Annotated in this window: 20 protein-coding genes and 2 pseudogenes; 10 read left to right on the forward strand and 12 right to left on the reverse strand. The window is 61.9% G+C overall.

The features are described 5' to 3' along the window. Positions 1-2 precede the first annotated feature (2 nt). Positions 3-902, forward strand: a complete 900-nt coding sequence (gene xerC, locus V7773_RS19590) for a tyrosine recombinase XerC (protein ID WP_336074614.1) — start codon at positions 3-5, stop codon at positions 900-902. Beyond that, positions 899-1,603 (forward strand): HAD family hydrolase, encoded by a 705-nt coding sequence (locus V7773_RS19595; RefSeq protein ID WP_336074617.1) that lies wholly within the window; start codon positions 899-901, stop codon positions 1,601-1,603. Before xerC ends, V7773_RS19595 begins: the two co-directional genes overlap by 4 nt. Before the next feature lie 207 nt (positions 1,604-1,810). Here the strand turns inward: V7773_RS19595 and sutA are convergent, their stop codons facing one another. The 4 genes from sutA to glnK all read right to left on the reverse strand — a co-directional run bounded on the left by sutA (position 1,811) and on the right by glnK (position 4,587). Beyond that, positions 1,811-2,134: a transcriptional regulator SutA gene (sutA, locus tag V7773_RS19600; RefSeq protein WP_003206813.1), complete on the reverse strand. Its 324-nt coding sequence runs from the start codon at positions 2,132-2,134 to the stop codon at positions 1,811-1,813. A 102-nt stretch (positions 2,135-2,236) separates the two neighbouring features. Then, complete coding sequence (locus V7773_RS19605) at positions 2,237-2,662, reverse strand: secondary thiamine-phosphate synthase enzyme YjbQ (protein ID WP_092148355.1); 426 nt, start codon at positions 2,660-2,662, stop codon at positions 2,237-2,239. Between the two features lie 218 nt (positions 2,663-2,880). Continuing rightward, positions 2,881-4,215, reverse strand: a complete 1,335-nt coding sequence (locus V7773_RS19610) for an ammonium transporter (RefSeq protein ID WP_063323830.1) — start codon at positions 4,213-4,215, stop codon at positions 2,881-2,883. A gap of 33 nt (positions 4,216-4,248) precedes the next feature. After that, complete coding sequence (glnK, locus tag V7773_RS19615) at positions 4,249-4,587, reverse strand: P-II family nitrogen regulator (protein WP_002555808.1); 339 nt, start codon at positions 4,585-4,587, stop codon at positions 4,249-4,251. Positions 4,588-5,000: 413 nt separating this feature from the next. On the opposite strand from glnK, the gene V7773_RS19620 reads away from it, so the two are divergent. Then, complete coding sequence (locus V7773_RS19620) at positions 5,001-5,261, forward strand: accessory factor UbiK family protein (RefSeq protein WP_053126510.1); 261 nt, start codon at positions 5,001-5,003, stop codon at positions 5,259-5,261. Positions 5,262-5,314: 53 nt separating this feature from the next. Here the strand turns inward: V7773_RS19620 and V7773_RS30520 are convergent, their stop codons facing one another. Continuing rightward, complete coding sequence (locus V7773_RS30520) at positions 5,315-6,178, reverse strand: methyl-accepting chemotaxis protein (protein ID WP_442963492.1); 864 nt, start codon at positions 6,176-6,178, stop codon at positions 5,315-5,317. Beyond that, a pseudogene (locus tag V7773_RS30525) lies at positions 6,173-7,054 on the reverse strand (MCP four helix bundle domain-containing protein); the annotation flags it as partial. The gene V7773_RS30520 and the pseudogene V7773_RS30525, both read right to left, overlap by 6 nt. A gap of 414 nt (positions 7,055-7,468) precedes the next feature. On the opposite strand from V7773_RS30525, the gene V7773_RS19630 reads away from it, so the two are divergent. The 3 genes from V7773_RS19630 to V7773_RS19640 are packed head-to-tail and all read left to right on the forward strand — an operon-like array spanning position 7,469 to position 11,022. Beyond that, complete coding sequence (locus V7773_RS19630; protein ID WP_336074619.1) at positions 7,469-8,839, forward strand: cytochrome c; 1,371 nt, start codon at positions 7,469-7,471, stop codon at positions 8,837-8,839. Between the two features lie 3 nt (positions 8,840-8,842). Beyond that, entirely contained in the window at positions 8,843-9,391 is a 549-nt protein-coding gene (locus tag V7773_RS19635) for a sugar dehydrogenase complex small subunit (protein ID WP_336074621.1), read from the forward strand. Next, positions 9,388-11,022, forward strand: a complete 1,635-nt coding sequence (locus V7773_RS19640) for a GMC family oxidoreductase (RefSeq protein WP_336074623.1) — start codon at positions 9,388-9,390, stop codon at positions 11,020-11,022. The genes V7773_RS19635 and V7773_RS19640 overlap by 4 nt, the downstream gene beginning before the upstream one ends. A 7-nt stretch (positions 11,023-11,029) precedes the next feature. Here V7773_RS19640 and V7773_RS19645 read toward each other — a convergent pair whose 3' ends face one another. Beyond that, the gene (locus tag V7773_RS19645; RefSeq protein WP_336074624.1) at positions 11,030-12,307 is read right to left on the reverse strand and encodes a sensor histidine kinase; all 1,278 of its coding nucleotides are present in this window, start codon (positions 12,305-12,307) and stop codon (positions 11,030-11,032) included. Positions 12,308-12,572: 265 nt separating this feature from the next. Between V7773_RS19645 and V7773_RS19650 the strand changes: the two genes are divergently transcribed. Continuing rightward, positions 12,573-14,066, forward strand: coding sequence for a YifB family Mg chelatase-like AAA ATPase (locus V7773_RS19650; protein WP_336074626.1), 1,494 nt, complete (start codon positions 12,573-12,575; stop codon positions 14,064-14,066). Here V7773_RS19650 and V7773_RS19655 read toward each other — a convergent pair whose 3' ends face one another. From V7773_RS19655 to V7773_RS19665, 4 genes and pseudogenes are all read right to left on the reverse strand, one after another. Then, complete coding sequence (locus V7773_RS19655; RefSeq protein WP_336074627.1) at positions 14,067-15,281, reverse strand: aldose 1-epimerase family protein; 1,215 nt, start codon at positions 15,279-15,281, stop codon at positions 14,067-14,069. Positions 15,282-15,516: 235 nt separating this feature from the next. Next, a complete protein-coding gene (locus V7773_RS30530) occupies positions 15,517-16,377 on the reverse strand; it encodes a methyl-accepting chemotaxis protein (RefSeq protein WP_371856973.1) in 861 nt (286 codons plus the stop codon). 42 nt (positions 16,378-16,419) lie between these two features. After that, positions 16,420-17,493: pseudogene (locus V7773_RS30535) on the reverse strand (Cache 3/Cache 2 fusion domain-containing protein); the annotation flags it as partial. 187 nt (positions 17,494-17,680) lie between these two features. Continuing rightward, on the reverse strand, positions 17,681-18,601 hold the full coding sequence (locus tag V7773_RS19665; RefSeq protein ID WP_063323822.1) for a LysR substrate-binding domain-containing protein: 921 nt from the start codon (positions 18,599-18,601) through the stop codon (positions 17,681-17,683). Positions 18,602-18,759: 158 nt separating this feature from the next. Here V7773_RS19665 and V7773_RS19670 point away from each other — a divergent pair, with 158 nt between their 5' ends. Then, positions 18,760-20,154 (forward strand): NorM family multidrug efflux MATE transporter, encoded by a 1,395-nt coding sequence (locus tag V7773_RS19670; RefSeq protein ID WP_336074635.1) that lies wholly within the window; start codon positions 18,760-18,762, stop codon positions 20,152-20,154. Between the two features lie 50 nt (positions 20,155-20,204). Here the strand turns inward: V7773_RS19670 and V7773_RS19675 are convergent, their stop codons facing one another. Then, on the reverse strand, positions 20,205-21,875 hold the full coding sequence (locus tag V7773_RS19675; RefSeq protein WP_063323821.1) for a putative bifunctional diguanylate cyclase/phosphodiesterase: 1,671 nt from the start codon (positions 21,873-21,875) through the stop codon (positions 20,205-20,207). A gap of 273 nt (positions 21,876-22,148) precedes the next feature. On the opposite strand from V7773_RS19675, the gene rep reads away from it, so the two are divergent. Both rep and V7773_RS19685 read left to right on the forward strand, forming a co-directional pair. Further along, the gene (rep, locus tag V7773_RS19680) at positions 22,149-24,158 is read left to right on the forward strand and encodes a DNA helicase Rep (protein ID WP_092148264.1); all 2,010 of its coding nucleotides are present in this window, start codon (positions 22,149-22,151) and stop codon (positions 24,156-24,158) included. Positions 24,159-24,215: 57 nt separating this feature from the next. Then, positions 24,216-24,788, forward strand: coding sequence for a xanthine phosphoribosyltransferase (locus tag V7773_RS19685; RefSeq protein WP_092148267.1), 573 nt, complete (start codon positions 24,216-24,218; stop codon positions 24,786-24,788). Positions 24,789-24,802: the final 14 nt, after the last annotated feature.

Below are 24,802 nucleotides of genomic sequence, written 5' to 3' on the forward strand. Positions count from 1 at the left end.
GGATGGAACGGCAACTGGACGCCTACTGCGAACACCTGCGCAGTGAGCGCCAGGTGTCGCCCCACACGTTGTCGGCCTATCGCCGCGACCTGGAAAAAGTGCTGGGCTGGTGCCAGAAGCAGAACATCGGCAGCTGGGCGGCCCTGGACATCCAGCGCTTGCGCAGCCTGATCGCCCGCCTGCATCAACAGGGGCAGTCCTCTCGCAGCCTGGCACGCCTGTTGTCAGCGGTACGCGGCCTGTATCACTACCTCAATCGCGAAGGCCTGTGCGATCACGACCCGGCCACCGGGCTGGCACCGCCCAAAGGCGAGCGCCGGCTGCCAAAGACCCTCGACACCGACCGCGCCCTGCAACTGCTCGAAGGCGCCGTCGAGGATGACTTCCTGGCACGGCGCGACCAAGCGATTCTCGAGCTGTTCTATTCTTCCGGCCTGCGACTTTCAGAGCTGACAGGGCTTAACCTGGATCAACTGGACCTGGCCGATGGCATGGTCCAAGTGCTCGGCAAAGGCAGCAAGACCCGCCTGCTGCCCGTCGGTCGCAAGGCCCGTGAAGCCCTGGAGCAATGGCTGCCGCTGCGGGCGCTGTCCAACCCCGTCGACGACGCGGTCTTCGTCAGCCAACAGGGGCGGCGCCTTGGCCCGCGGGCCATTCAGTTGCGGGTCAAGGCTGCCGGCGAACGGGAGCTGGGACAGAACCTGCACCCGCACATGCTCCGGCACTCCTTCGCCAGCCATTTGCTGGAGTCCTCCCAGGACCTGCGCGCCGTCCAAGAGCTATTGGGGCACTCGGACATCAAGACCACCCAGATCTACACCCACCTGGATTTCCAGCACCTGGCGACGGTCTATGACAGTGCCCACCCCAGGGCCAAACGCATCAAGGGCGACGAATCATGACCATCGAACTCATCACTTTCGACCTGGACGACACCCTGTGGGACACCGCGCCGGTGATCGCCAGCGCCGAAGCCATACTCCGCCAATGGCTGACCGACAACGCGCCGAACCTGGGCGGCGTGCCGGTGGAGCATCTTTTTTCGATTCGCGAACAAGTGCTGCGCGAGGAGCCTGGGCTGAAGCACCGCATCAGCGCCTTGCGCCGACGGGTGCTGTTTCGCGCCCTGCAGGAAGCCGGCTACGACCAGTGGCAAGCCTCTGCGCTGGCAGACCAGGCCTTCGAGACGTTCTTGCACGCCCGTCATCAGCTGGAGATTTTCCCCGAGGTGCAGCCCACCCTGGAGATCCTGGCCAATCATTTCGCCCTCGGTGTGGTCACCAATGGCAACGCCGATGTGCGCCGCCTGGGGCTGGCGGACTATTTCAAGTTCGCCTTGTGTGCTGAAGACATCGGCATCGCCAAGCCGGACGCGCGGCTATTCCACGAGGCCTTGCTGCGCGGCGGCGCGACGGCGCAGACCGCCGTGCACATTGGCGATCACCCCGGCGATGACATCGCCGGCGCCCAGCAGGCCGGCCTGCGTGCGGTGTGGTTCAACCCGACGGGCAAGGCCTGGGAGGCCGACCATGCGCCGGATGCAGAGGTCCGCAGCCTGACCGAACTGCCAGGGTTATTGGCAGGGTGGCATCGCCAGCGCTGAACCCTGCCTCACAGCCGCCAAAGCCCTCTGTGGGAGCGAGCTTGCTCGCGATGACGGCGGTACATCCAACATCAATGCCAACAGACCCACCGCTATCGCGAGCAAGCTCGCTCCCACAGGGATTGTGCCTGGCCTGGGAATGGAATCGCGCCCATGAAAAAGCCCGCAGCGACGGCGGGCTTTTTCAGCAAGCAATAAAGCCGATACTCAGATAGGGCGGCTGCCGTACTTGTTGTCAGGCTTCTTGGGCGGATCAGCGACCACGTTGGCCTCCACTTCCTGCACCTTACCGCCCCTGGCCAGGAATTCCTCCATGGCCTTGGCGAGCGCATCACGCTCCTTGTTCTTGGCCTCTACGCTCGGCAACTCGTCGACCGAAACGGCCGCCTTGGCCTTGCCTTTGGCGGTAGGAACCGGAACATCGGCCCCATCGTCGTCGGCAACGTCTTCCGCCGCCGCTTCAAGGCCTTCTTCGGTCTCGTCTTCGTCACCTACTTCGAGGTCGTCGTTTTCCAGATCATCGTCGCTCATGTTCTACCTCATGACTTGCGAAAAGCAGATTAGTTATAGCCCAGCTTCGCCATCTGTTCGAAGGCTGCCAGAAAAAATTCAACATCCGCCGGCAATCAGCGGTTATGCCCCTTCACCGTACAAGGTGGCGAGGACTTTACGAGCACCGCCGTGATCACGGTGCTCGCCCAGATAAACACCTTGCCAGGTACCCAATGCCAGCCGCCCTGCCGTGACCGGCAGACTGAGTTGACAACCGAGCACACTGGCCTTGAAGTGCGCCGGGAGGTCGTCCAGGCCTTCGTCGTTGTGCTCATAATCGGCGGCTCCTTGTGGGATCAGCCGATTGAAAAATCGTTCGAAGTCTCGACGTACCGCCGGATCGGCGTTCTCGTTGATGGTCAACGAAGCCGAGGTATGCTGCAGCCACAGATGCAACAGACCGACACGACACGCCTGGAGTTCAGGCAGGCCGGCAAGCAACTCGTCCGTCACCAGATGAAAGCCCCGAGGCCTTGCCCGCAGGGTTATCAGCGTCTGTTGCCACATACAGATCTCCGCACGTTCGGCGCGCATTCTAGCGCGCTCTGGGAAAAAACAAAGGGCCTAATATTCTTGCTTCGGTGTAAGCCTTTGGCGGTATAAAAACCCATGTCGCATCCACAACAAAAGGCGTCGGAAAAACCGGGGCGCCCTCTGAGCAATGACAAATTCCAGACAAAAAAATGCCCGGCGAACCGGGCATTTTTTATTGCGTGTGCGTGTGCTTACAGATTGTAGCCACGTTCGTTGTGCTGGGCCAGGTCCAGGCCCACCGCTTCTTCTTCCTCGGTGACACGCAGACCCATGACGGCGTCCAGGACCTTGAGGATGATGAAGGTGACGATCGCGGTGTAGACCACCGTGAACCCCACACCCTTGAATTGAATCCACACTTGCGCACCGATATCGGTCACGGTGCCGAAGCCACCCAGGGCCGGTGCCGCGAACACACCGGTCAGGATCGCGCCGAGGATACCGCCGATGCCATGCACGCCGAAGGCGTCCAGGGAATCGTCGTAGCCGAGTTTACGCTTGAGGGTAGTGGCGCAGAAGAAGCACACCACGCCCGCTGCCAGGCCGATGACCAGGGCGCCCATCGGGCCCACGGTGCCGGCAGCCGGGGTGATGGCAACCAGGCCTGCCACGACGCCCGAGGCGATGCCCAGTGCGCTTGGCTTGCCGTGGGTGATCCACTCGGCAAACATCCAGCCCAGCGCCGCCGCAGCGGTCGCGATCTGGGTCACCAGCATCGCCATGCCGGCGGTGCCGTTGGCGGCGACAGCGGAACCGGCGTTGAAGCCGAACCAGCCGACCCACAGCATGGCCGCGCCCATCAGGGTGTAACCCAGGTTATGCGGTGCCATTGGCGTGGTCGGGAAGCCTTTGCGCTTGCCCAATACCAGGCACGCCACCAGGCCTGCGATACCGGCGTTGATATGCACTACGGTGCCGCCAGCGAAGTCCAGTACGCCCCAGTCCCACAGCAGGCCGCCGTTACCGGACCAGACCATGTGGGCAATCGGTGCATACACCAGGGTGAACCACACGCCCATGAAGATCAGCATGGCGGAGAACTTCATCCGCTCGGCAAATGCGCCGACGATCAGGGCCGGGGTGATGATGGCGAAGGTCATCTGGAAGGTGATGAACACCGCTTCAGGGAACAGCGCTGCCGGGCCGGTCAGGCTGGCGGGCGTGACGCCCGCCAAGAAGGCTTTGCCGAAACCGCCGATGAAGGAGTTGAAGTTGACGACGCCCTGCTCCATGCCGGTGGTGTCGAACGCAATGCTGTAGCCGTAGATGACCCACAGGATGCTGATCAGACCGGTAATGGCAAAGCACTGCATCATCACGGAAAGAAGGTTTTTCGACCGAACCATGCCGCCGTAGAACAGCGCCAGGCCGGGAATGGTCATGAACAGTACAAGAATCGTGGCCGTGAGCATCCAGGCGGTGTCGCCGGAGTTCAGGACTGGGGCTGCCGCTTCTTCTGCCATGGCCAGGCCAGGCATTGCGAAGGACAACAGGGCTCCTAGCCCTGCGAATTTACGCAGAGTCATATTGTTTTCTCCTGGGGCGTTGGGTTTGGCGGCTTAGATAGCGTCGGTATCGGTTTCGCCGGTACGGATGCGGATAGCCTGTTCCAGATTGACCACAAAGATCTTCCCGTCACCGATCTTGCCGGTGTTGGCGGCCTTGGTGATTGCCTCGATCACCCGGTCCAGATCCTTGTCGTCAATGGCGACATCGATCTTCACCTTGGGCAGGAAATCGACCACGTATTCCGCGCCGCGATACAGCTCGGTGTGACCCTTCTGCCGACCGAAGCCTTTGACCTCAGTAACGGTAATGCCCTGCACGCCGATCTCGGACAACGACTCGCGCACGTCGTCCAACTTGAACGGCTTGATGATGGCAGTGACTAGCTTCATGAAACTTTCTCCCGAATTGGTGGACTTGCCCCAGGAAAACAAACCCGACTCAAGTCTAAGCGCAGTGCCTGGCTTTGTAACGCGTCGTCGGCTCAAGTTGCCCGACAGGTGCCAGTTAACCGATCCTGACGAAACTCCCCGTTCCGCCTGCTGCACTGCATTCGTCACAGCGACTGCATCAGTGCATGGGTCATCAGCCTCTAAGCAGAAACCTTGCCATCTGCATCAAACCCTCTGATTTCAGTCGCTTGGCCACCTGCTCGACATGCGTTGCGCCATGAACCGCAGCGATACGCACAACAACAGTGCAGCGATGCCCAGGTCCATGCGCGAAAAGCGTGCATCCCTGGCTTGCGAATTGACTATAGACACTGCGTGATACACTGCCCGCCATTGTTTTCAGGACACCTGCCATGCTTGCGCCCAAAGACCTCCTCGACGCCCTGAGCGGCCACGCCTCCCGCCTCTTGAGTGGGGACACCCCCCTGCCAAAAAGCGAAATCGAAAGCCAGTTCAAAGCCCTGCTGCAAAGCGGCTTCAGCAAACTGGACCTGGTAAGCCGGGAAGAATTCGACAGCCAGATGGTCGTGCTGGCCCGGACCCGAGCGCGGCTCGAAAGCCTGGAGGCGAAGGTCGCAGAGCTGGAAGCGCGACTGGCTCCAGCCCAGGAATAAGCAGCGCGCCTGCGACATACGCCCGGTAGCCCAGGCGTATTCAACCTGAAGGGTCAGAGACGGAAACGGCCAACCAGGCTATTGAATGACAGGGCCAGGTTGGACAGCTCCTGGCTCGAAGCATTGGTCTGGTTCGCCCCGGCCGCAGTCTGGGTCGAGAGATCCTGGATATTCACCAGGTTGCGATCGACCTCGCGGGCCACATGGGCCTGCTCCTCGGACGCCGTGGCAATCACCAGGTTACGGTCATTGATCTGCGAAATATTATCGGCGATCTGCTCCAGCGCCTCGCCAGTGGCCCGGGCCAGGTCCTGGGTCTCGGTCACCAACGCCTGGCTCTTGCCCATCGCATCAACCGCACTGTCGGCACGGTCCTGTACCGCGTGGATCATGCTCTCGATTTCACCGGTTGACGCCTGGGTGCGGGCTGCCAGGGCGCGAACCTCATCGGCCACCACAGCAAAACCGCGGCCCTGTTCCCCGGCGCGTGCCGCCTCGATGGCCGCGTTGAGCGCCAACAGGTTGGTCTGTTCAGCGATCCCGCGGATCACATCCAGCACCTTGCCAATATCGCGCACCTGTACGGCAAGATCTTTGACCAGCCCAGTGGACGAGGTGATTTCCTGGGTTGCGGTGTTGATCGCCTGCACCGCGCTACGGGCCTGATCACGCCCCTCGCTGGCTTGTGAGCTGGTCGATTGCGAAGCCTGTGAAGTGGAGACCGCGTTGCGGGCCACTTCCTCGACTGCGGAAGTCATCTCGGTCACGGCCGTGGCGGCCTGCTGGATTTCATCATTCTGTCGGAGCAAGGCACGACTGCCATCATCGGTGACCGCCGTCAGCTCCTCGGCGGCGGAAGCCAATTGGTCCGAAGCGCTGGCAATCTGCTGGATGGTGGTCTTCAAACTCGTCTGCATGTCGCCCAGGGCCTTGAGCAACTGGCCGGCCTCGTCGCGACTGTTGCTGGTGATGTGCTGAGTGAGGTCGCCCTGGGCGATGCGTTGTGCGCAATCGACCGCCACGGCAATCGGTCGACTGATCAGGCGACTGATAAACATACCCAACAGGAGTGCGGCGATAAACGCCACGACGATGCCGCTGTACAACACGGTCTTGGCCGTCACCTCCTGCTGCGTGGCGGCCTTGGCGTCTTCGCTGATCTGACGGTCATTGGAGTCGATCATGATGGTCAACTGGTCCATCACCTTGCGATACGCCTTCTGCAAATCCCCCAGCAGCAGGGTGCGGCCATTCTCCAGGTCGCCAGCCGCCATCATTGCCAGGTACTGCTGCACCATGGCCTGGTAGACCGGCCAATCGCGGGCCATCTGGTCGCCGGCGATGCGCTCGTCTTCAGCCAGATTGCCCTTGCGGTAATCGGCGAAAGCCTTTTCGCTGGCCAACTGATTGGCTTTCATCGAAGCGAGGAACTCATCCTTCATGCTCTGCGGAGCATTGCCGGCGGTAGCGACATACAACCGATACATGTCACGCGTCTGGCCGACCGCCTTGGTCTTGGTCTGCGACGTATTGGCGACCGAGACCAGGTTGTTGTTGAACACTCCCTGCAAACGTGTCGACAGCGCGGAAACCCCACTGACGCCAAGCAGGCCCACGGCGAGCGTTATCAGGGCGCAGAGGAAAAACGAGGTGATCAATTTGGTCGATAGTTTTGCGTCGTTGAGCCAGTTCATCGGTGGATCCTCATGGGGATGCTGGTCCAGCAGCCCGGTCATGTGTGCATTTCCCTGCCCCGCGTAACGCCAGGTCAAGGGCCTGTGTCCTGATTCCATCGCTGCTCGGGCTCGTCTGCCGACAGGGCATCGTTGGCGTACCGCTTGATGGTTTTTTCGTCATGACGTCGTACAACATTACGAAAATGTAAACAAAACCTCTCTGTTCACCCTCAATCTGGATGACGCAATTTCCCTTCTTTCTGGCCTGCTCCGTTGACGATTATTTTGCTAATGAATTTATGAAATGCGCGTACTAGAGCCATTAAATAAAAACAAACAGATAGTAGCCATTAGCCATAAACGTTGCAAAATGTTACACCATGTGAAATCTTTGTCGCAACGCAAGACATCGTACAACTGTGCAATTTTTACGAACCGAGCCAAAGGCCACGCGTCGAAATCCATGAGGAGTGACACATGTATCCGCAGAGGAGGGACCAGCCATTGCCCAGCGTGGGCAAGGTGAAGTCCATGAGGAATATGCTCGCGGGCGGCCTGGCCCTGATGACGATCAGCCTGGCGACCCACGGCGAGACACTCGACACCAGCGCTTCGCCCGGCAAGCGACTGGCGGTGGCCGCCGATTGCGTGGCCTGCCATAGCACCGTCGGTGGCAAGCCCTTTGCCGGCGGTTACCCACTCAACTCGCCGATGGGCACCATCTACTCAACCAACATCACCCCTTCCAGGAGTGCCGGCATCGGCCAATACACTCAGGCAGACTTCGCCCGCGCCGTGCGCGACGGTGTGACCCCGGACGGCACCCACCTGTACCCGGCAATGCCCTACACCTCCTACGCAAAGATGACCGACAGTGACGTCGCCGCCCTGTACCAGTACTTCATGGATGAAGTCGAGCCGGTGGATACGCCCAGCCCCAAGACCGAGCTCGACTTTCCGTTCAATATCCGCGCCTCGATGCTCGGCTGGAACGCCTTGTTCCATCGCCAGAAACGCTTCGAGGCGGATCCGGGCAAGTCCGCGCAGGTCAATCGCGGCGACTACCTGGTCAATGCACTGGCCCACTGCGACACCTGCCATACCCCACGCAATGTCCTGATGGCGGCGGATAACGCCAAGGCGCTTTCCGGTGGTTCGCTGGGGGCCTGGTACGCCCCGAACATCACCTCGGACAAGACCAGCGGTATCGGCGCCTGGTCGAGCGATGAGCTCGTTGCCTACCTGCGCAGCGGTCATGTGGAGGGCAAGGCGCAGGCTGCCGGGCCCATGGCCGAGGCGGTCGAGCACAGCCTGCAGTACCTCGGCGAGGAGGACCTCAAGGCCATCGCCGCCTACTTGCTGCAGACCCAGCCAATCGCCACCGGCGAACGCCAGGCCCGCCATACCTTCGGCCAGGCCTCGAACGACGAACTCAACCTGCGCGGCGGCAAGCCGCAGGACAATCCGGGCTGGCACATCTTCAGCGGCACCTGCGCCAACTGTCACCAGGCCAACGGCGAGGGCACCCGTGAGTATCCGTCACTGTTCCACAACACCGCGACCAGCCGCCGCGACAACCTGATCGCGACCATCGTCTACGGCGTGCATCGCGAAGTCGACGGCGTGGCAATCGACATGCCGGCCTTCGGTCCCGGCGCGCTGTTCACCGATCGCCTCGACGACCAGCAGATCGCCGACGTCAGCAACTACGTCCTGTCCCGCTACGGCAACGCCGGCTTGAACGTGACTGCCGCCGATGTGGCACAGGTACGCGAAGGTGGACCCAAGGCCCCCATCACCGTGCTGGCACGCTACAGCGTACCGGCACTGGTTGTGCTCGGCCTGCTGATCCTCCTGGGGCTTTACAGACTCAAGGCTCGTCGCCGGCTGCAGGAGGCCTGAGCAATGGAAACTTCAATGACCGACACCCACATGCCCGTTTCATCCATCCCTACCGCCCGACTGTCCCGCCGTAGCCTGCTGCGCGGGTCAGTCACCCTGGGCCTGGTGGCCCTGGCCGGAGGGCTCGCCCCCTGGCAATCGGTGATGGCCGAGGGCGACCAGGACTTTATCGCCCTGTCGCAATTCCTTGTCAGCCGTCCGGTCAACCCGGTCCTGGCGGCGCGCTACTACCGCGCCCTGAGCCGGCGCGCACCGAACTTCAGCGGCAATGTCGGCGCCCTCAAGCAACTGGTCGACAGGCAGGGCTTCAAGCATGTGGATGAATACCTGGCCCAGGCCAACCCGGACCCATCGTTGAAAGCGACGGCCACCAGCATCATCTCGGCCTGGTACTTGGGCATCGTCGGCGAGCTCGCCGATGCCGAACTGATCAGCTACCGCGAAGCGCTGATGTATCGCCCGACCCACGGCATTCTCATCATTCCAACCTACGGTGGCGGCCCCGAATCCTGGGGCGCCAAGCCAGCCGACACGCAGGATTTCAAACTATGAGCAGCGTTGTTTACGACGCCGATGTGGTCGTCATCGGTTCCGGCGTGATGGGTGGCTTGATTGCCAGCGAGCTGGCCAAGGCGAACAAATCCGTGATCGTCCTCGAAGCGGGTCCACGGGTGAACCGCCGCGACATCGTCGAGACCTTCCGCAACGCGCCGGTCAAGCTCTCGCTGGCCAACGCCAAGCTGCAGGGTGCCGGCTCGCCCTATCCGAGCCTGCCCCATGCGCCCTCCACCTATGGCGACTACCTGCAGCAGGTCGGCCCGGTGAAGTACAACACCTCCTACCTGCGAGTGGTCGGCGGCACCACTTGGCACTTCGGTTCCTCGCTGTGGCGCATGCTGCCCAACGACTTCCGCCTCAACTCCCTCTACGGACGCGGGCGTGACTGGCCGATCAGCTATGACGAATTGGAGCCCTTCTACGCCCGCGCCGAGACCGAGCTGGGCGTGTCCGGGGTCGACGGCCAGGATGAAAGCGGCCAGGGTGGCGCGGCTTATCCACCGCGCTCGATTCCCTACCCGATGGAAGGCCTGAAGCCCAGCTACATGTTCAAGCGCCTCTCGAGCCTGTTGAGCAAGGGCGGCTACAACCCGATCCTCGAACCCAATGGTCGCGCCACCCGCCCCTATGGCAAACGCCCACCGTGCGCGGGCAACAACAACTGCAACCCGGTCTGCCCGATTGCCGCCAAGTACGACGGTTCGATGCATATCGACGAGGCCGAGCGCCATGGCGCCAAGGTCCTGGACAATTCGGTGGTGTACCGGATCGAGGCCGGCGATGACGGCAAGATCACCGCGATCTGGTACATGCGCCCCGACAAGACCCAGCATCGCCTGACCGCCCGGTACTTCGTGCTGGCGGCCTATGGCATCGAATCGCCGAAGCTGTTGCTGATGTCCACGTCCGAGAAATACCCCAACGGCATCGCCAATACTTCCGATCAGGTCGGTCGCAACCTGATGGACCACACCGGCGTGAGCATGAACGTGATGACCAAGGAGGACATGTGGCCCGGCGAGGGTCCGACCCAGTTGCTGGTCTACCTGAACAGCCGCGACGGCGCGTTCCGCAAGGACTACCCGAGCTACAAGATCAAGGTCCGCAACACGGTGCCCACCTCGCAGATCACCACCAACCTGATCGCCAAGGGCGTGCTGGGCTCCAAGCTCGACGAACAGATCCGCCTGCAGTCGGCACGTTCCTTGAACTGGGCGGTGGACTTCGAGACCCTGCCGTTGCCGGAAAACCGCGTCACCCCGAGCAAGACTCGCTTCGACGCGATAGGCCTGCCGGTACCGGAAATCTACTACAGCGTTCCCGACTACTGGCACGCGGGCAAGGAAAAGGCCTTGGAGGACCTCAAGCAGTTCGCCCACCTGCTCGACGCCGACATCCTCAGCACCGACGTCAACTTCCAGAACCGTCAGCACATCATGGGCACCACCATCATGGGCGACGATCCGAAGAACTCGGTGGTCGACCGCGACTGCCGTAGCCACGACCACGCCAACCTGTTTATCGCCGGGACCAGCGTGATGCCGTCATCGTCCTGCGTGAACCCCACGTTGACCGGGGCCGCACTGAGCATTCGTATCGCCGATCAATTGCTGAGGGAGGTGTAGGGCCAGCTCAACCGCCCGCCACCCGCTGAGAGGGAGCCGGGGTCAGTGCCAGCGGCAGCTCCAGGATAAAGAGCGCGCCCTGGCCCGGCCCCGCGCTCTGCGCCGTCAGATCGCCGCCCATTTCGTGCGCCGCCAGAATACAGCTGTGCAAACCAAAGCCGTGACCGTCGACACGCGTGGTGAAGCCGTGCTCGAACACCCGCGCAAGATTGTCCTGCGCAATCCCCTCGCCATTGTCCTGGACCTCGACCCGCACGCGCCCATCGTCAACGACCTTCAGGCGCAGGATGATCTGCGGTGGCCGGTTCACACCGGCGTCCAGCGCCTGCTTGGCGTTGTTGATCAGATTCACCAGGATCTGCAGCACGCGGTGCTTGTCCAGTGGCATTTGCGGTATATCGCTGAACTCCTTGATCAGCGTGATGTGGTGGCGGGCCAGGGACACATCGCAAATGCGCACGACATCCTCGACCAGCTCACGCAACGAGCCCGGCTCCAGCACGCTGGCGTTGCCGGCGTAGGATTGCTGGGTGGCGACGATTTCCTTGATGTGGTCGATGCGGCGGGTCAACTGCGCCAACTCGGCGATCATGCCCTGCTGCTCGACGGCCAACGCGTCGGCCAGCTTGTCGAGATAGTCCGGTAGCGCGCGTCCTTTCGGGTCGCTGCTGATGAAGTCGCCGAGGTCGTCGGGATGCTCCTTCATCAACTGGACAACCTTGGCCACCCCGGGCCCCTTGGAGGTGTGCACCTTCTCGTACAGGACCTGGGCTGACACATTGACGCTGTTGAGCACATTGCCAACGTTGTGCAGCACATTGGTGGCGATCTCCGCCATGCCGGCGCGGCGGGCGGTGGTGACCAGTTCGGCCTGGGCCTCGCGCAACTCGTCGTTGACCTTGGCCAATTGCTGCGGGCTGGGGATCTTCAGGGCCGCCGGTACCAGCCGGACCAGCAGGATGGCGGTAATCACCGAGGCAATCGCGGTGATGACCTTGACCAGCGCCATCAACCAGTAATAAGGCTGCCAGATGGTCAGGATCTCCATCACATGGCTGGTCCCGCAGGCCAGGATAAACACGCCAAAGGCCGCGAGCATCCAGTCAAACGGCACGTCCTTGCGCTTGTGGATAAAGTACAGGAGCGTGAAGGGGATGGTGACGTAGGACAGGGCGATCAAGCCATCGGCGATCACATTCGTCCACAGCAGATCCGGGCGCCACATGTAGCAATGCCCGTGGGGCATGAAGCGCTTGTCGGTTAACAGAGCCAGCAAATCGTTCATGGCCACTTCCTCGTTGTGCCGTTGATACCGCCAAGTGCCGACTGGGCAAATCGGAGTCTAGCAGAGGGCCCTTCCCGGGCATTTTGCGTGGACAGGTGAGACGGTGATATGCGCTACCGCACCGCGCTTGTCGCCCTCGGCCGTCACTCGCTGTCGAAACATCCTGCCAAATTTTCCCCCTTCAATTGCCGCGCCCAAGCTCATCCCCACGACTAACCTTCCAGAGCCGCAGGACGCGGCGCCCTATTCACTCAAGGAATGATTCATGTCGCTTGCCATCGTCCACAGCCGCGCCCAAGTAGGGGTCGAGGCGCCTGCCGTTACCGTTGAAGTCCACCTGGCCAATGGCTTGCCGTCGCTGACGATGGTTGGCCTGCCGGAGACGGCGGTGAAGGAAAGCAAGGACCGGGTGCGCAGCGCGATCATCAATTCGGGCCTGAGCTTCCCAGCGCGGCGCATCACCCTGAACCTGGCGCCGGCGGATCTGCCCAAGGACGGCGGGCGGTTCGACCTGGCGATTGCCCTGGGCATCCTGTCAGCCAGTGTGCAGGTGCCAACCCTGACGCTGGACGACGTCGAGTGTCTCGGTGAGTTGGCCTTGTCCGGCGCGGTGCGCCCGGTGCGCGGGGTACTGCCGGCGGCGCTGGCGGCTCGCAAGGCCGGACGCATGCTGGTGGTGCCGCGGGCCAACGCCGAGGAAGCCTGCCTCGCGTCGGGCCTCAAGGTGATCGCCGTGGATCATCTGCTCGAAGCAGTGGCCCACTTCAATGGGCACACACCGGTCGAGCCTTTCGTTTCCAATGGACTGCTCTCGGCCAGCAAGCCCTACCCCGACCTGAATGAAGTACAAGGCCAGGCCGGGGCCAAGCGTGCCCTGCTGATCGCTGCCGCGGGGGCACATAACCTGTTGTTCAGCGGACCACCGGGCACTGGCAAGACCTTGCTGGCGAGCCGTCTGCCCGGGCTGCTGCCGCCCCTGGCCGAGAGCGAGGCCCTTGAGGTGGCGGCGATTCAGTCGGTTGCCAGTTGCGTGCCGCTGAGCCATTGGCCGCAGCGGCCGTTTCGCCAGCCCCATCACTCGGCTTCCGGCCCAGCACTGGTGGGTGGCGGCTCGAAACCGCAACCCGGGGAAATAACCCTCGCCCACCATGGCGTGCTGTTTCTCGACGAGCTGCCGGAGTTCGACCGCAAGGTGCTGGAAGTCTTGAGAGAACCGCTGGAGTCAGGGCACATCGTGGTGTCCCGCGCCCGTGATCGAGTACGGTTTCCGGCACGCTTCCAACTGGTGGCGGCGATGAACCCCTGCCCCTGTGGATATCTTGGCGAACCCAGCGGTCGTTGCTCCTGCTCACCGGACATGGTGCAGCGCTACCGCAACAAGTTGTCCGGTCCTTTGCTGGACCGTATCGACCTGCACTTGACCGTGGCCCGGGAAGCCACCGCACTTAACCCGAAGAGCACAACGGGCGAGGACACGGCCACTGTCGCCGAACGAGTGGCCGAGGCCCGGGAACGCCAACAGCGACGCCAGGGCTGCGCCAATGCCTTCCTGGATCTGCCGGGCCTGCGTCGGCATTGCAAGTTATCCACAGCCGACGAAACCTGGCTGGAAACCGCCTGCGAGCGGCTGACCTTGTCGCTGCGTGCCGCCCACCGCCTGCTCAAGGTCGCCCGGACATTGGCCGACCTGGAACAAGCGGCAAGCATCCGCCGCGAGCATCTGGCCGAAGCGTTGCAGTATCGGCCTGCTACACCCTGATCACGGCTTGGTCAGGTCCACCAGCGGCGTATCGCGCACTTCGGTCTTTTGACCGTTCTGGATCGCATTGATGCGCTTGAGCGCCTTATCCACAGCGCCCTTGTCCGCCAACAGGCTGTAGTGGATCTGGAACTGCTTGTGCTCTTTCGGCCCGATCGTGGGCACCAGGCCCAGTGGCCGCTGATACCGGCGGTTATAGGAAAAACTGGTGCCCGGTTCCAACCCGGTCACGTAGCCCTGGCCTTGGGTATCGGTATTTTTCCACAGGGAGAACACGGGCAGCGTACCGGTGTTGAAGCCTACCGACACACCGAGGCTGCCGGCCTTGTTGTGCAGCACGGTGAGGGTGTCGCCCTTGGCGTCAGCGTAGGGCACGACGTTATAGACGGTTTCGTCATAATCCTTGGTCGGGGCTCGGTAGGTTTGCCAATCCGGCAAATCGCCCTTGGCCTTGTCGTTGAACGGCGAGACCTGCTTGACCGGTGCCGCGAAACGAGCGCCCTGCTCCAGGAAAGGCGTGCTGAAATTGCTGTGGTAGAGCGCTTGGTATTCCTTCGGGTAATCGCCGTTGTTGGTCAGTGTGTCGCTGAGCGCGAACGTCACGCTGCCGGGCTCGGTGACCAGTTCGGTCTGTACCGAAAAGTCGACCTTCTTGAACGCCTGCTCCTTCAACTCGCCCCGCAGGGTGATGGTGTAAGGCGGTTTTTCATCAATGTGCAACGTGACTTTGTTGGCAGGAATATTAGCGGCGCGACCATGCAGGGTCAGCAGCTCACCATTGTCCATGCCGGGATGGCCGACCCACTCGTAGCCGCAACGGGTGACCAACTCGTTGAACCCTTCGAGCCAGCCCAGCCCGCCTCGACCGTTGAGTTCGATGAACGCCGGGTTGACCACTTCCTTGACGGGCGAATCCCAACCCATGCGCACATTCCCGACCGAAGCCTGCAGCACGTTCATGCCACGGGTCGGGACGACTGAAAGCTTCAGGGTGCCATTGTCGATGTCGACGATGCTGACGCCTTCCTGCCGGCCGCCGTGCAGGGTGCGCATCGTCACGGAAAAGGGCTTGCCGGTTTTCACACCGAGTTGCTGGCTGGTGATTTGCCAGGGTTGAGCGGCTTTATCCGTATCCAGCAGGACGTAGTCCCAAGCCATCGCATGGGAGGCAGCGCCCAAGGCGCCAAGGGTGATGAGGAGTTTGAGCGGAGTCATGGTCACGACCTTTTATTGGAGTTGTGCGGTTTTTATAGACTTGAAGAAACGTTTCAGCAAGCTTAAAAACAGCAATATTCCTAAAAAAGGCACGACCACCAGATGGCAGCTTTTGTGGGAGCGAGCCTGCTCGCGAAGGCGCTGGGTCAGATTGAGATGATGTTGGCCGGACAGCCGTCATCGCGAGCAAGCTCGCTCACTGGGGTATGGGTGAGCTTGCTCATGACGGGAGGCTTCAGCGGAACCGATCAACCTCTTGGCGCAGGTCCTGGGCCAGTTTCTCCAGTTCCTTGGCGGTGAGTGCCAGGTTCGAGACCACTTCGCGCTGTTCGCTGTTGGCCATGGCGATGCTTTGCAGGTTACTGCTGAGCAGGGTCGCAGTGCTGCTTTGTTCCTGGGTGGCGGTGGTGATCGCCGCAAACTGCTGGCCCGCCGAACGGCTCTGCTCATCGATTCGGGCCAGGGCCGTGGCCACGTTGGCGTTGCGCGACAGGCCTTCCTGCATCAACAGGTTGCCCTGCTCCATCGTGCTGATGGCATTGCCGGTTTCCTGCTGGATGCTATTGATCATGCTGGAAATTTCGTCAGTAGCCTGGCGAGTACGGGAAGCCAGGCTGCGGACTTCATCGGCCACCACGGCGAAACCACGGCCCTGCTCGCCTGCGCGGGCGGCTTCGATAGCGGCGTTCAAGGCCAGCAGGTTGGTCTGCTCGGCGATCGAGGTGATCACACCCACGATGCCGCCGATTTCCTGGGAACGCTGGCCCAAGGTATTGATGACCGTGGCCGTGCTGTTCAGCGCACCGGCAATTTGCTCCAGGGACGACGACGCTTCGTCCATCGAGGTTCGGCCAATGCGGGTTTGCTGGGCGTTTTCCTGGGCCAGGCGCTCGGTGTTGCCCATGTTGTCGGCAATGTTCAATGAGGTCGCACTGAACTCTTCCACCGCGCCGGCCATGCTGGTGATTTCGCCGGATTGCTGCTCCATGCCTTCATACGCCCCGCTGGACAACCCGGACAGCGCCTGGGCACGGCTGTTGACCTCCTGGGAGGCCTTGCGGATGTGCTCGACCATGGTCGACAAGGCCTGGCTCATCTGGTTGAAGGCACGGGCCAACTGACCGATCTCATCATGGCTCGACACGTTCAGGCGCACGCTCAGGTCACCGGCGCCCAAGGCTTCGGCCTGGCGCACCAGGTCCCCGAGCGGCGCCAGTTTGCTGCGCAGCAACCACATCGCCGAGCCGACCGCCAACAACATCGCCAGCAGGCTGCCAATGGCCAGTTGCGTACCGACGCTCCAGGTCACGGCACGAATCTCGGTTTTGGGCATGCTCGCCACCACCGCCCACGGCCCACCTTCGAACGGTACGGCAACGCTGTAGAAATCTTCGGCGGTATCGGTCCAGAACGCGCCTTTGCCCGGCTTTTTGATCAGGCCCGTGATGGTTGCGGTAGCGTTGTCCAGCGCCTGCACACCGGCCGGCGGTACCAGCCATTTGTTTTGTTCGTCCAGCAGCGCCAGGGAACCGGTCTGGCCGATACGGAAGCGCTTGAGGTTCTCGAACTGCGCGTTCTGCGCATCGGTGTAGTCGAAGCCTACGTACAACACGGCAATGATCTTGCCGCTGCTGTCGCGTACCGGCGTGTACTGCGACATGTAGAAGCGCCCGAAAAGCAGGGCCCGACCAATGTAGCTCTGCCCGCTGATCACCGGGCCGTAGGCGGGACCGGCGCGGTCGAGCACAGTGCCGATGGCCCGCGTACCGTCCTGTTTGCTGACGGAAGTACTGACGCGGATGAAATCGTCGCCGCTGCGCACGAATACCGTGGCGACCCCGGCTGTCATCGCTTTGAAGTCGTCCACTTCCTTGAAGTTGTTGTTCAACACTTCGCTACCCAGGTTCAAGCCTGGGGTTTGCACGCCCGCCACTGTCACCGGCTGGTCTGGATGCACGCTCAGGCCCGCGCTGAAGCGCTTTTCGAACAGGCCGGCCAAGCGCTGGGTACTCTCGCGCAAGGTACCGTGGAACGTATTGAGCTGATCGGCCATCAGGCGCGCTTCGCTGGCCAGGTGTTCTTCACGGGTGGCGAGGTTGGCAGCGTCCAGCGAACGCAGGGCAAAGACGGTACTGCCGGAGATCACGACCGCCAATATCACAGCGAGGGCAAGGCCTAGCTGTGAGGCGATCCGGGCACGGGGTTGAGACATGACGGCTCCTGGCCGAGAGACCGGATCATCCTGATCACGCTCGCACGCTCGGCATTTTATTCGGGGTAGGGTGTAAGTTGGCCTTTCTGAACGAAGGTTCCATCTTCACGGATTCGGCGGCAAAGCCAAATACTTGAGCGGCTTGGAAGGATTAATATCAAGTGGCTAGCACGCCAACTGCAACGTTTCAGCCCAGACGCTGCACATCAGGTAATTGCATGGCCTTCACCTCACCTTGGAGGAAGTCGCTGAGCCGGCGCAAACGTTCACCTCCCGGCCGGGTTTTCGGCCAGACCAGGTAATAGTGTTCACCGCTGGCGACAGCCGTCGGCCATGGCAGGCTCAGGCGCCCCTGGGCGACGTCTTCAGCCACCATCAGCAGATCGCCCATGGAGACCCCATAGCCGCGTGCTGCCGCGATCATGCCCAGCTCCAGGGTATCGAACACCTGCCCCCCTTTGAGCGAGACCTTGTCGGACAGCCCCATGCGTTGCAGCCAATTGCGCCAGTCCCGGCGATCCGGCGTGGGGTGCAGCAATTCAGCGCTGGCCAACCGCGCCACATCCCAGGGCTGGTCGTTCAACAGGTTCGGCGCGCCCACCGGGATCAATTCCTCGGGAAACAGCAAACTGGCCTCCCAGTCTGCCGGAAAATGCCCGTTGCCCAGTAGTACGGCGCAATCGAAGGGCTCGACGTTGAAGTCCACCGAGTCGACGTCCATCCAGGCACTGGTCAGTTGCACCTCGTTGCCGGGCTGCAAATGCCGGAAGCGACTCAAGCGCGCCAACAACCAGCGCATGGTCAGCGTGGAAGGCGCCTTCATGCGCAGGATGCCGTCCTCACCATGCAAGGTATGGCAAGCCCGCTCCAGCGCCATGAAACCCTCACGTACGCCCGGCAACAGTAACCGTGCGGCCTCGGTCAATTGCAGGTTACGGCCGCTGCGCAGGAACAGCCGACAGGCAAAGTGATCTTCCAGCGTGCGAATGTGCCGGCTGACGGCGCTCTGGGTGATCGACAGCTCTTCAGCGGCGCGAGTGAACGAGCTGTAGCGCGCCGCGGCTTCGAATGCCCGCAGCGCATAAAGAGGAGGAAGACGACGAGACATCGCAAAAGCTCCATGGCGTTGTTTGCAAACCCTACCAGAAACGCGTCCAGCATGAGTTTTAATCATGCCAGCGATCTTTTTTATCCCTTTGTGCAATCCGCCGAGAGCGCCGAGAATCGTTGCTTTACTGCCTTGTTTGAACATGGAGCGTGATGATCATGCGGCATCCGGTGCGTACCGAACTCTGGGCCCTCCTGCGGCTGGCGGGGCCGTTGATTGCCTCGCAGTTGGCGCACATGCTGATGGTGCTCACCGACACCGTGATGATGGCGCGCCTGAGCCCCGAAGCCTTGGCCGGCGGTGGGCTTGGGGCGGCCACCTATTCGTTCGTGTCGATCTTCTGCATCGGCGTGATCGCTGCGGTGGGCACGCTGGTCGCGATCCGCCAGGGCGCAGGCGATGTCGAAGGCGCCACCCGGTTGACCCAGGCCGGGTTATGGCTGGCCTGGCTGATGGCGCTGATGGCCGGGTTGCTGTTGTGGAATCTCAAGCCAGTGCTGCTGATGTTCGGCCAGACCGAAACCAACGTGCTGTCCGCCGGACAGTTCCTGCTGGCGCTGCCGTTCGCCCTGCCCGGCTACTTGAGCTTCATGGCCCTGCGCGGTTTCACCAGCGCCATTGGCCGGGCCACACCGGTCATGGTGATCAGCCTCGGCGGCACCGTGGCCAACTTCCTGCTCAATTACGCGCTCATCACCGGAATGTTCGGCCTGCCGAAACTCGGCCTGATGGGGATCGGCCTGGTCACGGCCATCGTTGCCAACTGCATGGCCCTGGCGCTGGCCTGGCATATCCATCGGCACCCGGCCTACCGCGCCTATCCGTTGCTCGAAGGCCTGTCGCGGCCCAATCGCCAGTACCTCAAGGAACTGTGGCGCCTGGGCCTGCCGATTGGCGGCACCTACGCGGTGGAGGTCGGGCTGTTTGCGTTCGCCGCGCTGTGCATGGGCACCATGGGCAGCACGTCGTTGGCAGCCCACCAGATCGCGTTGCAAATCGTCTCGGTGGCGTTCATGGTGCCGGCCGGGATGTCCTACGCCATCACCATGCGCATCGGCCAGCACTACGGTGCCGGGCAACTGCTGATGGCACGCCTGGCCGGTCGGGTCGGGATTGGCTTTGGCGCGGCCACCATGCTGGCGTTCGCCATGGTGTTCTGGCTGCTGCCCCATCAATTGGTCGGCTTGTTCCTGGACCACGACGACCCGGCGTTCCGCGATGTGATCAACCTGGCTGTGAGCCTGCTGGCGGTGGCGGCGTGGTTCGAGCTGTTCGATGGCACGCAAACCATCGCCATGGGCTGCATTCGCGGGCTCAAGGACGCCAAGACCACCTTCCTGGTGGGCCTGGGTTGCTATTGGCTGATCGGCGCACCGGCGGCGTGGTGGATGGCGTTCCACCTGAACTGGGGCCCGACCGGCGTCTGGTGGGGCCTGGCCCTGGGGCTGGCCTGCGCGGCCGTGAGCCTGACAGCGGCGTTTGAATGGAAGATGAAGCGGATGATTCGCAGTGAGCCCGGACGGCAGCGTTTCGAGGCCATCCAGGCCAAGTGAAATCCATCCCTTTGTGGGAGCGAGCAAGCCCGCACACACATGGGTTTGTGTCAGCTGATTTCCAGCATCGACTGCTGATCACCCTCGAACATCAAGTACTCAACCAACTCCGGCAACGGCAACGGCTTGCTGATCAGGAAACCCTGCACCTGGTCGCAACCGAAGCCGCGTAGCAGGTCCAGTTGTTCCTGGGTTTCCACCCCTTCGGCCACCACTTCCAGATTGAGGTTGTGCGCCAGGTTGATCATCGCGTGCACCAGTTTGCGGTTCTCTTCGCGCTGCTCCATGCCACCGACGAAGCTCTTGTCGATCTTGAGCAAGGCGATCGGCAGGCTGTTGAGGTGCACGAACGAGGAGAAGCCGGTGCCGAAGTCGTCCAGGGAGAAGCGCACCCCCAGGCGGCCCAGGGCATCCATGGTCTGCTTGACCAGTTCGCTGCGGCGCATGACGGCGGTTTCGGTGAGTTCGAACTCCAGCCATTGCGCCTCGACACCCCGCTCGGCAATCAGCCGGCTCAGGGTCGGCAGCAACTGGCTGTCCTGGAACTGTCGGAACGACAGGTTGACCGCCATGTGCAACGGCGCCAGCCCACGCTCGCGCAGGGCCTGCATGTCCCGCAGCGCCCGGGAAATCACCCAGTAGCCCAGCGGCACGATCAGGCCGCTCTGTTCGGCCAGCGGCACGAACTCACTCGGTGGCAGCAAGCCACGTTCGCCGTGACGCCAGCGTACCAACGCTTCGAGGCCGACAATGTGGCCGCCATCGAGGTTCAGCCGTGGCTGGTAATGCAGTTCCAACTCGTCACGGCGCAGTGCCCGGCGCAGTTCGCTTTCCAGGTCGGCGAGGCTGCGGGCGTTGCGATTGATGCGCTCGTTGAAGATATGAAAGGTGCAGCCCTGGGTGCTCTTGGCCTGCTGCATGGCGATGTGGGCGTGCCACATCAGCGGATCGGCGCCGGCCTGGGCGCGAGCATGGGCAACGCCCAGGCTGCAGCCGATCAGCAGGCTTTCACCGTCCACCCAATAGGGTTCGGCCAAGGCTTCGGTAATACGCTCGGCCATCCACTCGGCCCGCTGTGGTGCGCGGCGGGTGTCGATCAGCAGGGCAAATTCATCACTGCCCAACCGCGCCAATTGATCGCCGGCCTCGAGCGAGCTCTTGAGCCGCGACACCACTTGCAGGATCAAGCGGTCACCGGCCTGGTGGCCGAGGGCGTCGTTGGCGTGACGAAAGTTGTCCAGGTCCAGATGACCGAGCGCCAGGCCACGGCCGTCGTTTTCCGCCAGGCGCGCCGCCAGCAGCGTCTGGAAACCCTGGCGATTGGCGATGCCCGTCAATGGGTCCTGTTCGGCGAGGCGCTGCAAGGTATTTTCCAGCACGCCGCGTTCGCGCACATGGCGCAGGCAACGACGCAGGGTCGCGCTGTCGAGGACATCACGCACCAACCAGTCGCTGACACCGTCGGGGGCAACCGCCGGCTCGTGCTCAAGCAACAGGATCGTCGGCAGGCTGCAACGGCCCGGCGCCGGCTGCAACGCCGTAACGGTCAACAACACCGCGTTGCGATTATCTTCGAACAGGCTGCTGACCGATTCCCAGCTCGGGGCGCTGATCAACACGACCGAGGGCCCCAAGGGCGCCAGGCACTCGCGCAATATTGCTGACCACGCAGGCTCTTGGGCCAATAACAGCAAACGCAAGGGTTCGACAGGCGTTGACAAGCTGACTCCCTAGACTCTGCAAGGTGGTAGGCGCCGGGCATTATGACGCGCCGATGGGCAATGACCAATGCCAATGGTTCTCAAACACGCGGTTTTGGTGGTTTTTTTCCACTCCAAACCCTGCGCTGGACGCAATTGGCCCCACATCCTGCGTGAAAGTAGCAGAAGCGGCAAATGACAATGCGCTATGCGTCACAAGTCGGACAGAGCAGCACAATTCGCTGAGCCTGTTAAAATGCCGGCCCATTTCGCAAACGACTCCCTGACTCTGTCATGTCCCGACTCAATCCCCGGCAGCAAGAAGCCGTGAACTATGTCGGCGGCCCTCTTTTGGTGCTCGCCGGTGCAGGCTCCGGCAAGACCAGCGTAATCACCCGCAAGATCGCGCACCTGATCCAGAATTGTGGCATCCGCGCCCAGTACATCGTCGCCATGACCTTCACCAACAAGGCCGCCCGGGAAATGAAGGAACGGGTCGGCGGCCTGCTGCGCGCCGGCGAAGGCCGCGGCCTGACGGTCTGCACCTTCCACAACCTGGGCCTGAACATCATCCGCAAGGAACACGCGCGGCTGGGCTACAAGCCGGGCTTCTCGATTTTCGACGAGACCGACGTCAAGGCCCTGATGACCGACATCATGCAGAAGGAATACTCGGGCGACGACGGCGTGGACGAAATCAAGAACATGATCGGCTCGTGGAAAAACGACCTGATCCTGCCGCCACAAGCCCTGGAAAACGCCCGTAATCCCAAGGAACAGACCGCCGCCATCGTCTACACCCACTACCAGCGCACCCTCAAGGCGTTCAATGCGGTGGACTTCGACGACCTGATCCTGCTGCCGGTCAAGCTGTTTCAGGACCACGCCGACATCCTCGAAAAATGGCAGAACAAGGTCCGCTACCTGCTGGTGGACGAATACCAGGACACCAACGCCAGCCAATATCTGCTTGTGAAGCTGCTGATCGGCAAACGCAACCAGTTCACCGTGGTGGGCGACGACGACCAGTCGATCTATGCCTGGCGCGGCGCGCGGCCGGAAAACCTGATGCTGCTCAAGGATGACTATCCGTCGCTCAAAGTGGTGATGCTGGAGCAGAACTACCGCTCCACCAGCCGCATCCTGCGCTGTGCCAACGTGCTGATTTCCAACAACCCCCACGAGTTCGAAAAACAACTGTGGAGCGAGATGGGCCACGGCGACGAGATCCGTGTGATCCGTTGCCGCAACGAAGACGCCGAAGCCGAGCGCGTGGCCATGGAAATCCTCAGCCTGCACCTGCGCACCGACCGGCCGTACAGCGACTTCGCGATCCTGTACCGCGGCAACTACCAGGCCAAGCTGATCGAGCTGAAACTGCAGCATCACCAGATTCCTTATCGCCTGTCGGGGGGCAACAGCTTTTTCGGACGCCAGGAAGTGAAGGACCTGATGGCCTACTTCCGCCTGATCGTGAACCCGGACGACGACAACGCCTTCCTGCGGGTGATCAACGTGCCGCGCCGGGAAATCGGTTCGACCACTCTGGAAAAACTCGGCAACTATGCCACCGAGCGCAAGATCTCGATGTACGCCGCCACCGATGAAATCGGCCTGGGCGAACATCTGGACAGCCGCTTCACCGACCGCCTGGCGCGCTTCAAGCGCTTCATGGACAAGGTTCGCGAACAGTGCGCCGGGGAAGATCCGATTTCAGCACTGCGCAGCATGGTCATGGACATCGACTACGAAAACTGGCTGCGTACCAACAGCTCCAGCGACAAGGCTGCCGACTACCGCATGAGCAACGTCTGGTTCCTGATCGAGGCGTTGAAGAACACCCTGGAAAAAGACGAAGACGGCGACATGACCGTCGAGGACGCCATCGGCAAACTCGTGCTGCGGGACATGCTCGAACGCCAGCAAGAAGAGGAAGACGGCGCCGAAGGCGTGCAGATGATGACGCTGCACGCCTCCAAGGGCTTGGAGTTTCCTTACGTGTTCATCATGGGCATGGAAGAAGAAATCCTGCCGCACCGCTCCAGCATCGAGGCCGACACCATCGAGGAAGAACGGCGCCTGGCCTATGTCGGGATTACCCGGGCCCGCCAGACGCTGGCCTTCACCTTTGCCGCCAAGCGCAAGCAATACGGCGAAGTGATCGACTGCGCCCCCAGCCGCTTTCTCGATGAGCTGCCGCCGGACGACCTGGCCTGGGAAGGCAACGACGACACGCCGACGGAAGTCAAAGTCGTTCGCGGCAACAGCGCCCTGGCGGATATACGCGCGATGCTAAAGCGCTAGAATCGACTACTTTTTTCAACGACTTCAGGCGCTCAAGGCGTCATCAGAGGAGGCTTCATGGAAGCCCTGCAGCAGAAAATTCGTGAACAAGGCATCGTGCTTTCCGATCAGGTCCTGAAAGTCGACGCGTTCCTGAACCATCAGATCGACCCACAGTTGATGAAGCTGATCGGCGACGAATTTGCCGCGTTGTTCAAGGATTCGGGCATCACCAAGATCGTCACCATCGAAGCCTCGGGCATTGCCCCGGCGATCATGACCGGGCTGAACCTGGGCGTACCGGTGATCTTCGCCCGCAAGCAACAGTCCCTGACCCTGACGGAAAACCTGCTGTCGGCCACCGTGTATTCGTTCACCAAGAAAACCGAAAGCACCGTCGCCATCAGCCCGCGTCACCTGACCAGCAGCGACCGGGTACTGATCATTGATGACTTCCTGGCCAACGGCAAGGCGTCCCAGGCGCTGATCTCCATCATCAAGCAGGCTGGCGCGACCGTCGCCGGGCTGGGGATTGTGATCGAGAAGTCGTTCCAGGGTGGCCGTGCGGAATTGGATGCCCAGGGCTATCGGGTTGAATCGTTGGCGCGGGTGAAGTCGTTGGCCGGTGGGGTTGTGACCTTCATCGAATAACCCTGTGCCTCCTG

The sequence above is a fragment of the Pseudomonas sp. 3JA genome, from assembly GCF_036961705.1.
Taxonomy (GTDB): domain Bacteria; phylum Pseudomonadota; class Gammaproteobacteria; order Pseudomonadales; family Pseudomonadaceae; genus Aquipseudomonas; species Aquipseudomonas fluorescens_Q.

What these genes read in the sequence shown, in the direction of transcription:
- xerC (WP_336074614.1), top strand. Translation starts at nt 3, where the DNA reads ATGGAACGGCAACTGGACGCCTACTGCGAACACCTGCGCAGTGAGCGC.
- V7773_RS19595 (WP_336074617.1), top strand. Translation starts at nt 899, where the DNA reads ATGACCATCGAACTCATCACTTTCGACCTGGACGACACCCTGTGGGAC.
- sutA (WP_003206813.1), bottom strand. Translation starts at nt 2,134, where the DNA reads ATGAGCGACGATGATCTGGAAAACGACGACCTCGAAGTAGGTGACGAA.
- V7773_RS19605 (WP_092148355.1), bottom strand. Translation starts at nt 2,662, where the DNA reads ATGTGGCAACAGACGCTGATAACCCTGCGGGCAAGGCCTCGGGGCTTT.
- V7773_RS19610 (WP_063323830.1), bottom strand. Translation starts at nt 4,215, where the DNA reads ATGACTCTGCGTAAATTCGCAGGGCTAGGAGCCCTGTTGTCCTTCGCA.
- glnK (WP_002555808.1), bottom strand. Translation starts at nt 4,587, where the DNA reads ATGAAGCTAGTCACTGCCATCATCAAGCCGTTCAAGTTGGACGACGTG.
- V7773_RS19620 (WP_053126510.1), top strand. Translation starts at nt 5,001, where the DNA reads ATGCTTGCGCCCAAAGACCTCCTCGACGCCCTGAGCGGCCACGCCTCC.
- V7773_RS30520 (WP_442963492.1), bottom strand. Translation starts at nt 6,178, where the DNA reads ATGCAGACGAGTTTGAAGACCACCATCCAGCAGATTGCCAGCGCTTCG.
- V7773_RS19630 (WP_336074619.1), top strand. Translation starts at nt 7,469, where the DNA reads ATGAGGAATATGCTCGCGGGCGGCCTGGCCCTGATGACGATCAGCCTG.
- V7773_RS19635 (WP_336074621.1), top strand. Translation starts at nt 8,843, where the DNA reads ATGGAAACTTCAATGACCGACACCCACATGCCCGTTTCATCCATCCCT.
- V7773_RS19640 (WP_336074623.1), top strand. Translation starts at nt 9,388, where the DNA reads ATGAGCAGCGTTGTTTACGACGCCGATGTGGTCGTCATCGGTTCCGGC.
- V7773_RS19645 (WP_336074624.1), bottom strand. Translation starts at nt 12,307, where the DNA reads ATGAACGATTTGCTGGCTCTGTTAACCGACAAGCGCTTCATGCCCCAC.
- V7773_RS19650 (WP_336074626.1), top strand. Translation starts at nt 12,573, where the DNA reads ATGTCGCTTGCCATCGTCCACAGCCGCGCCCAAGTAGGGGTCGAGGCG.
- V7773_RS19655 (WP_336074627.1), bottom strand. Translation starts at nt 15,281, where the DNA reads ATGACTCCGCTCAAACTCCTCATCACCCTTGGCGCCTTGGGCGCTGCC.
- V7773_RS30530 (WP_371856973.1), bottom strand. Translation starts at nt 16,377, where the DNA reads ATGAGCCAGGCCTTGTCGACCATGGTCGAGCACATCCGCAAGGCCTCC.
- V7773_RS19665 (WP_063323822.1), bottom strand. Translation starts at nt 18,601, where the DNA reads ATGTCTCGTCGTCTTCCTCCTCTTTATGCGCTGCGGGCATTCGAAGCC.
- V7773_RS19670 (WP_336074635.1), top strand. Translation starts at nt 18,760, where the DNA reads ATGCGGCATCCGGTGCGTACCGAACTCTGGGCCCTCCTGCGGCTGGCG.
- rep (WP_092148264.1), top strand. Translation starts at nt 22,149, where the DNA reads ATGTCCCGACTCAATCCCCGGCAGCAAGAAGCCGTGAACTATGTCGGC.
- V7773_RS19685 (WP_092148267.1), top strand. Translation starts at nt 24,216, where the DNA reads ATGGAAGCCCTGCAGCAGAAAATTCGTGAACAAGGCATCGTGCTTTCC.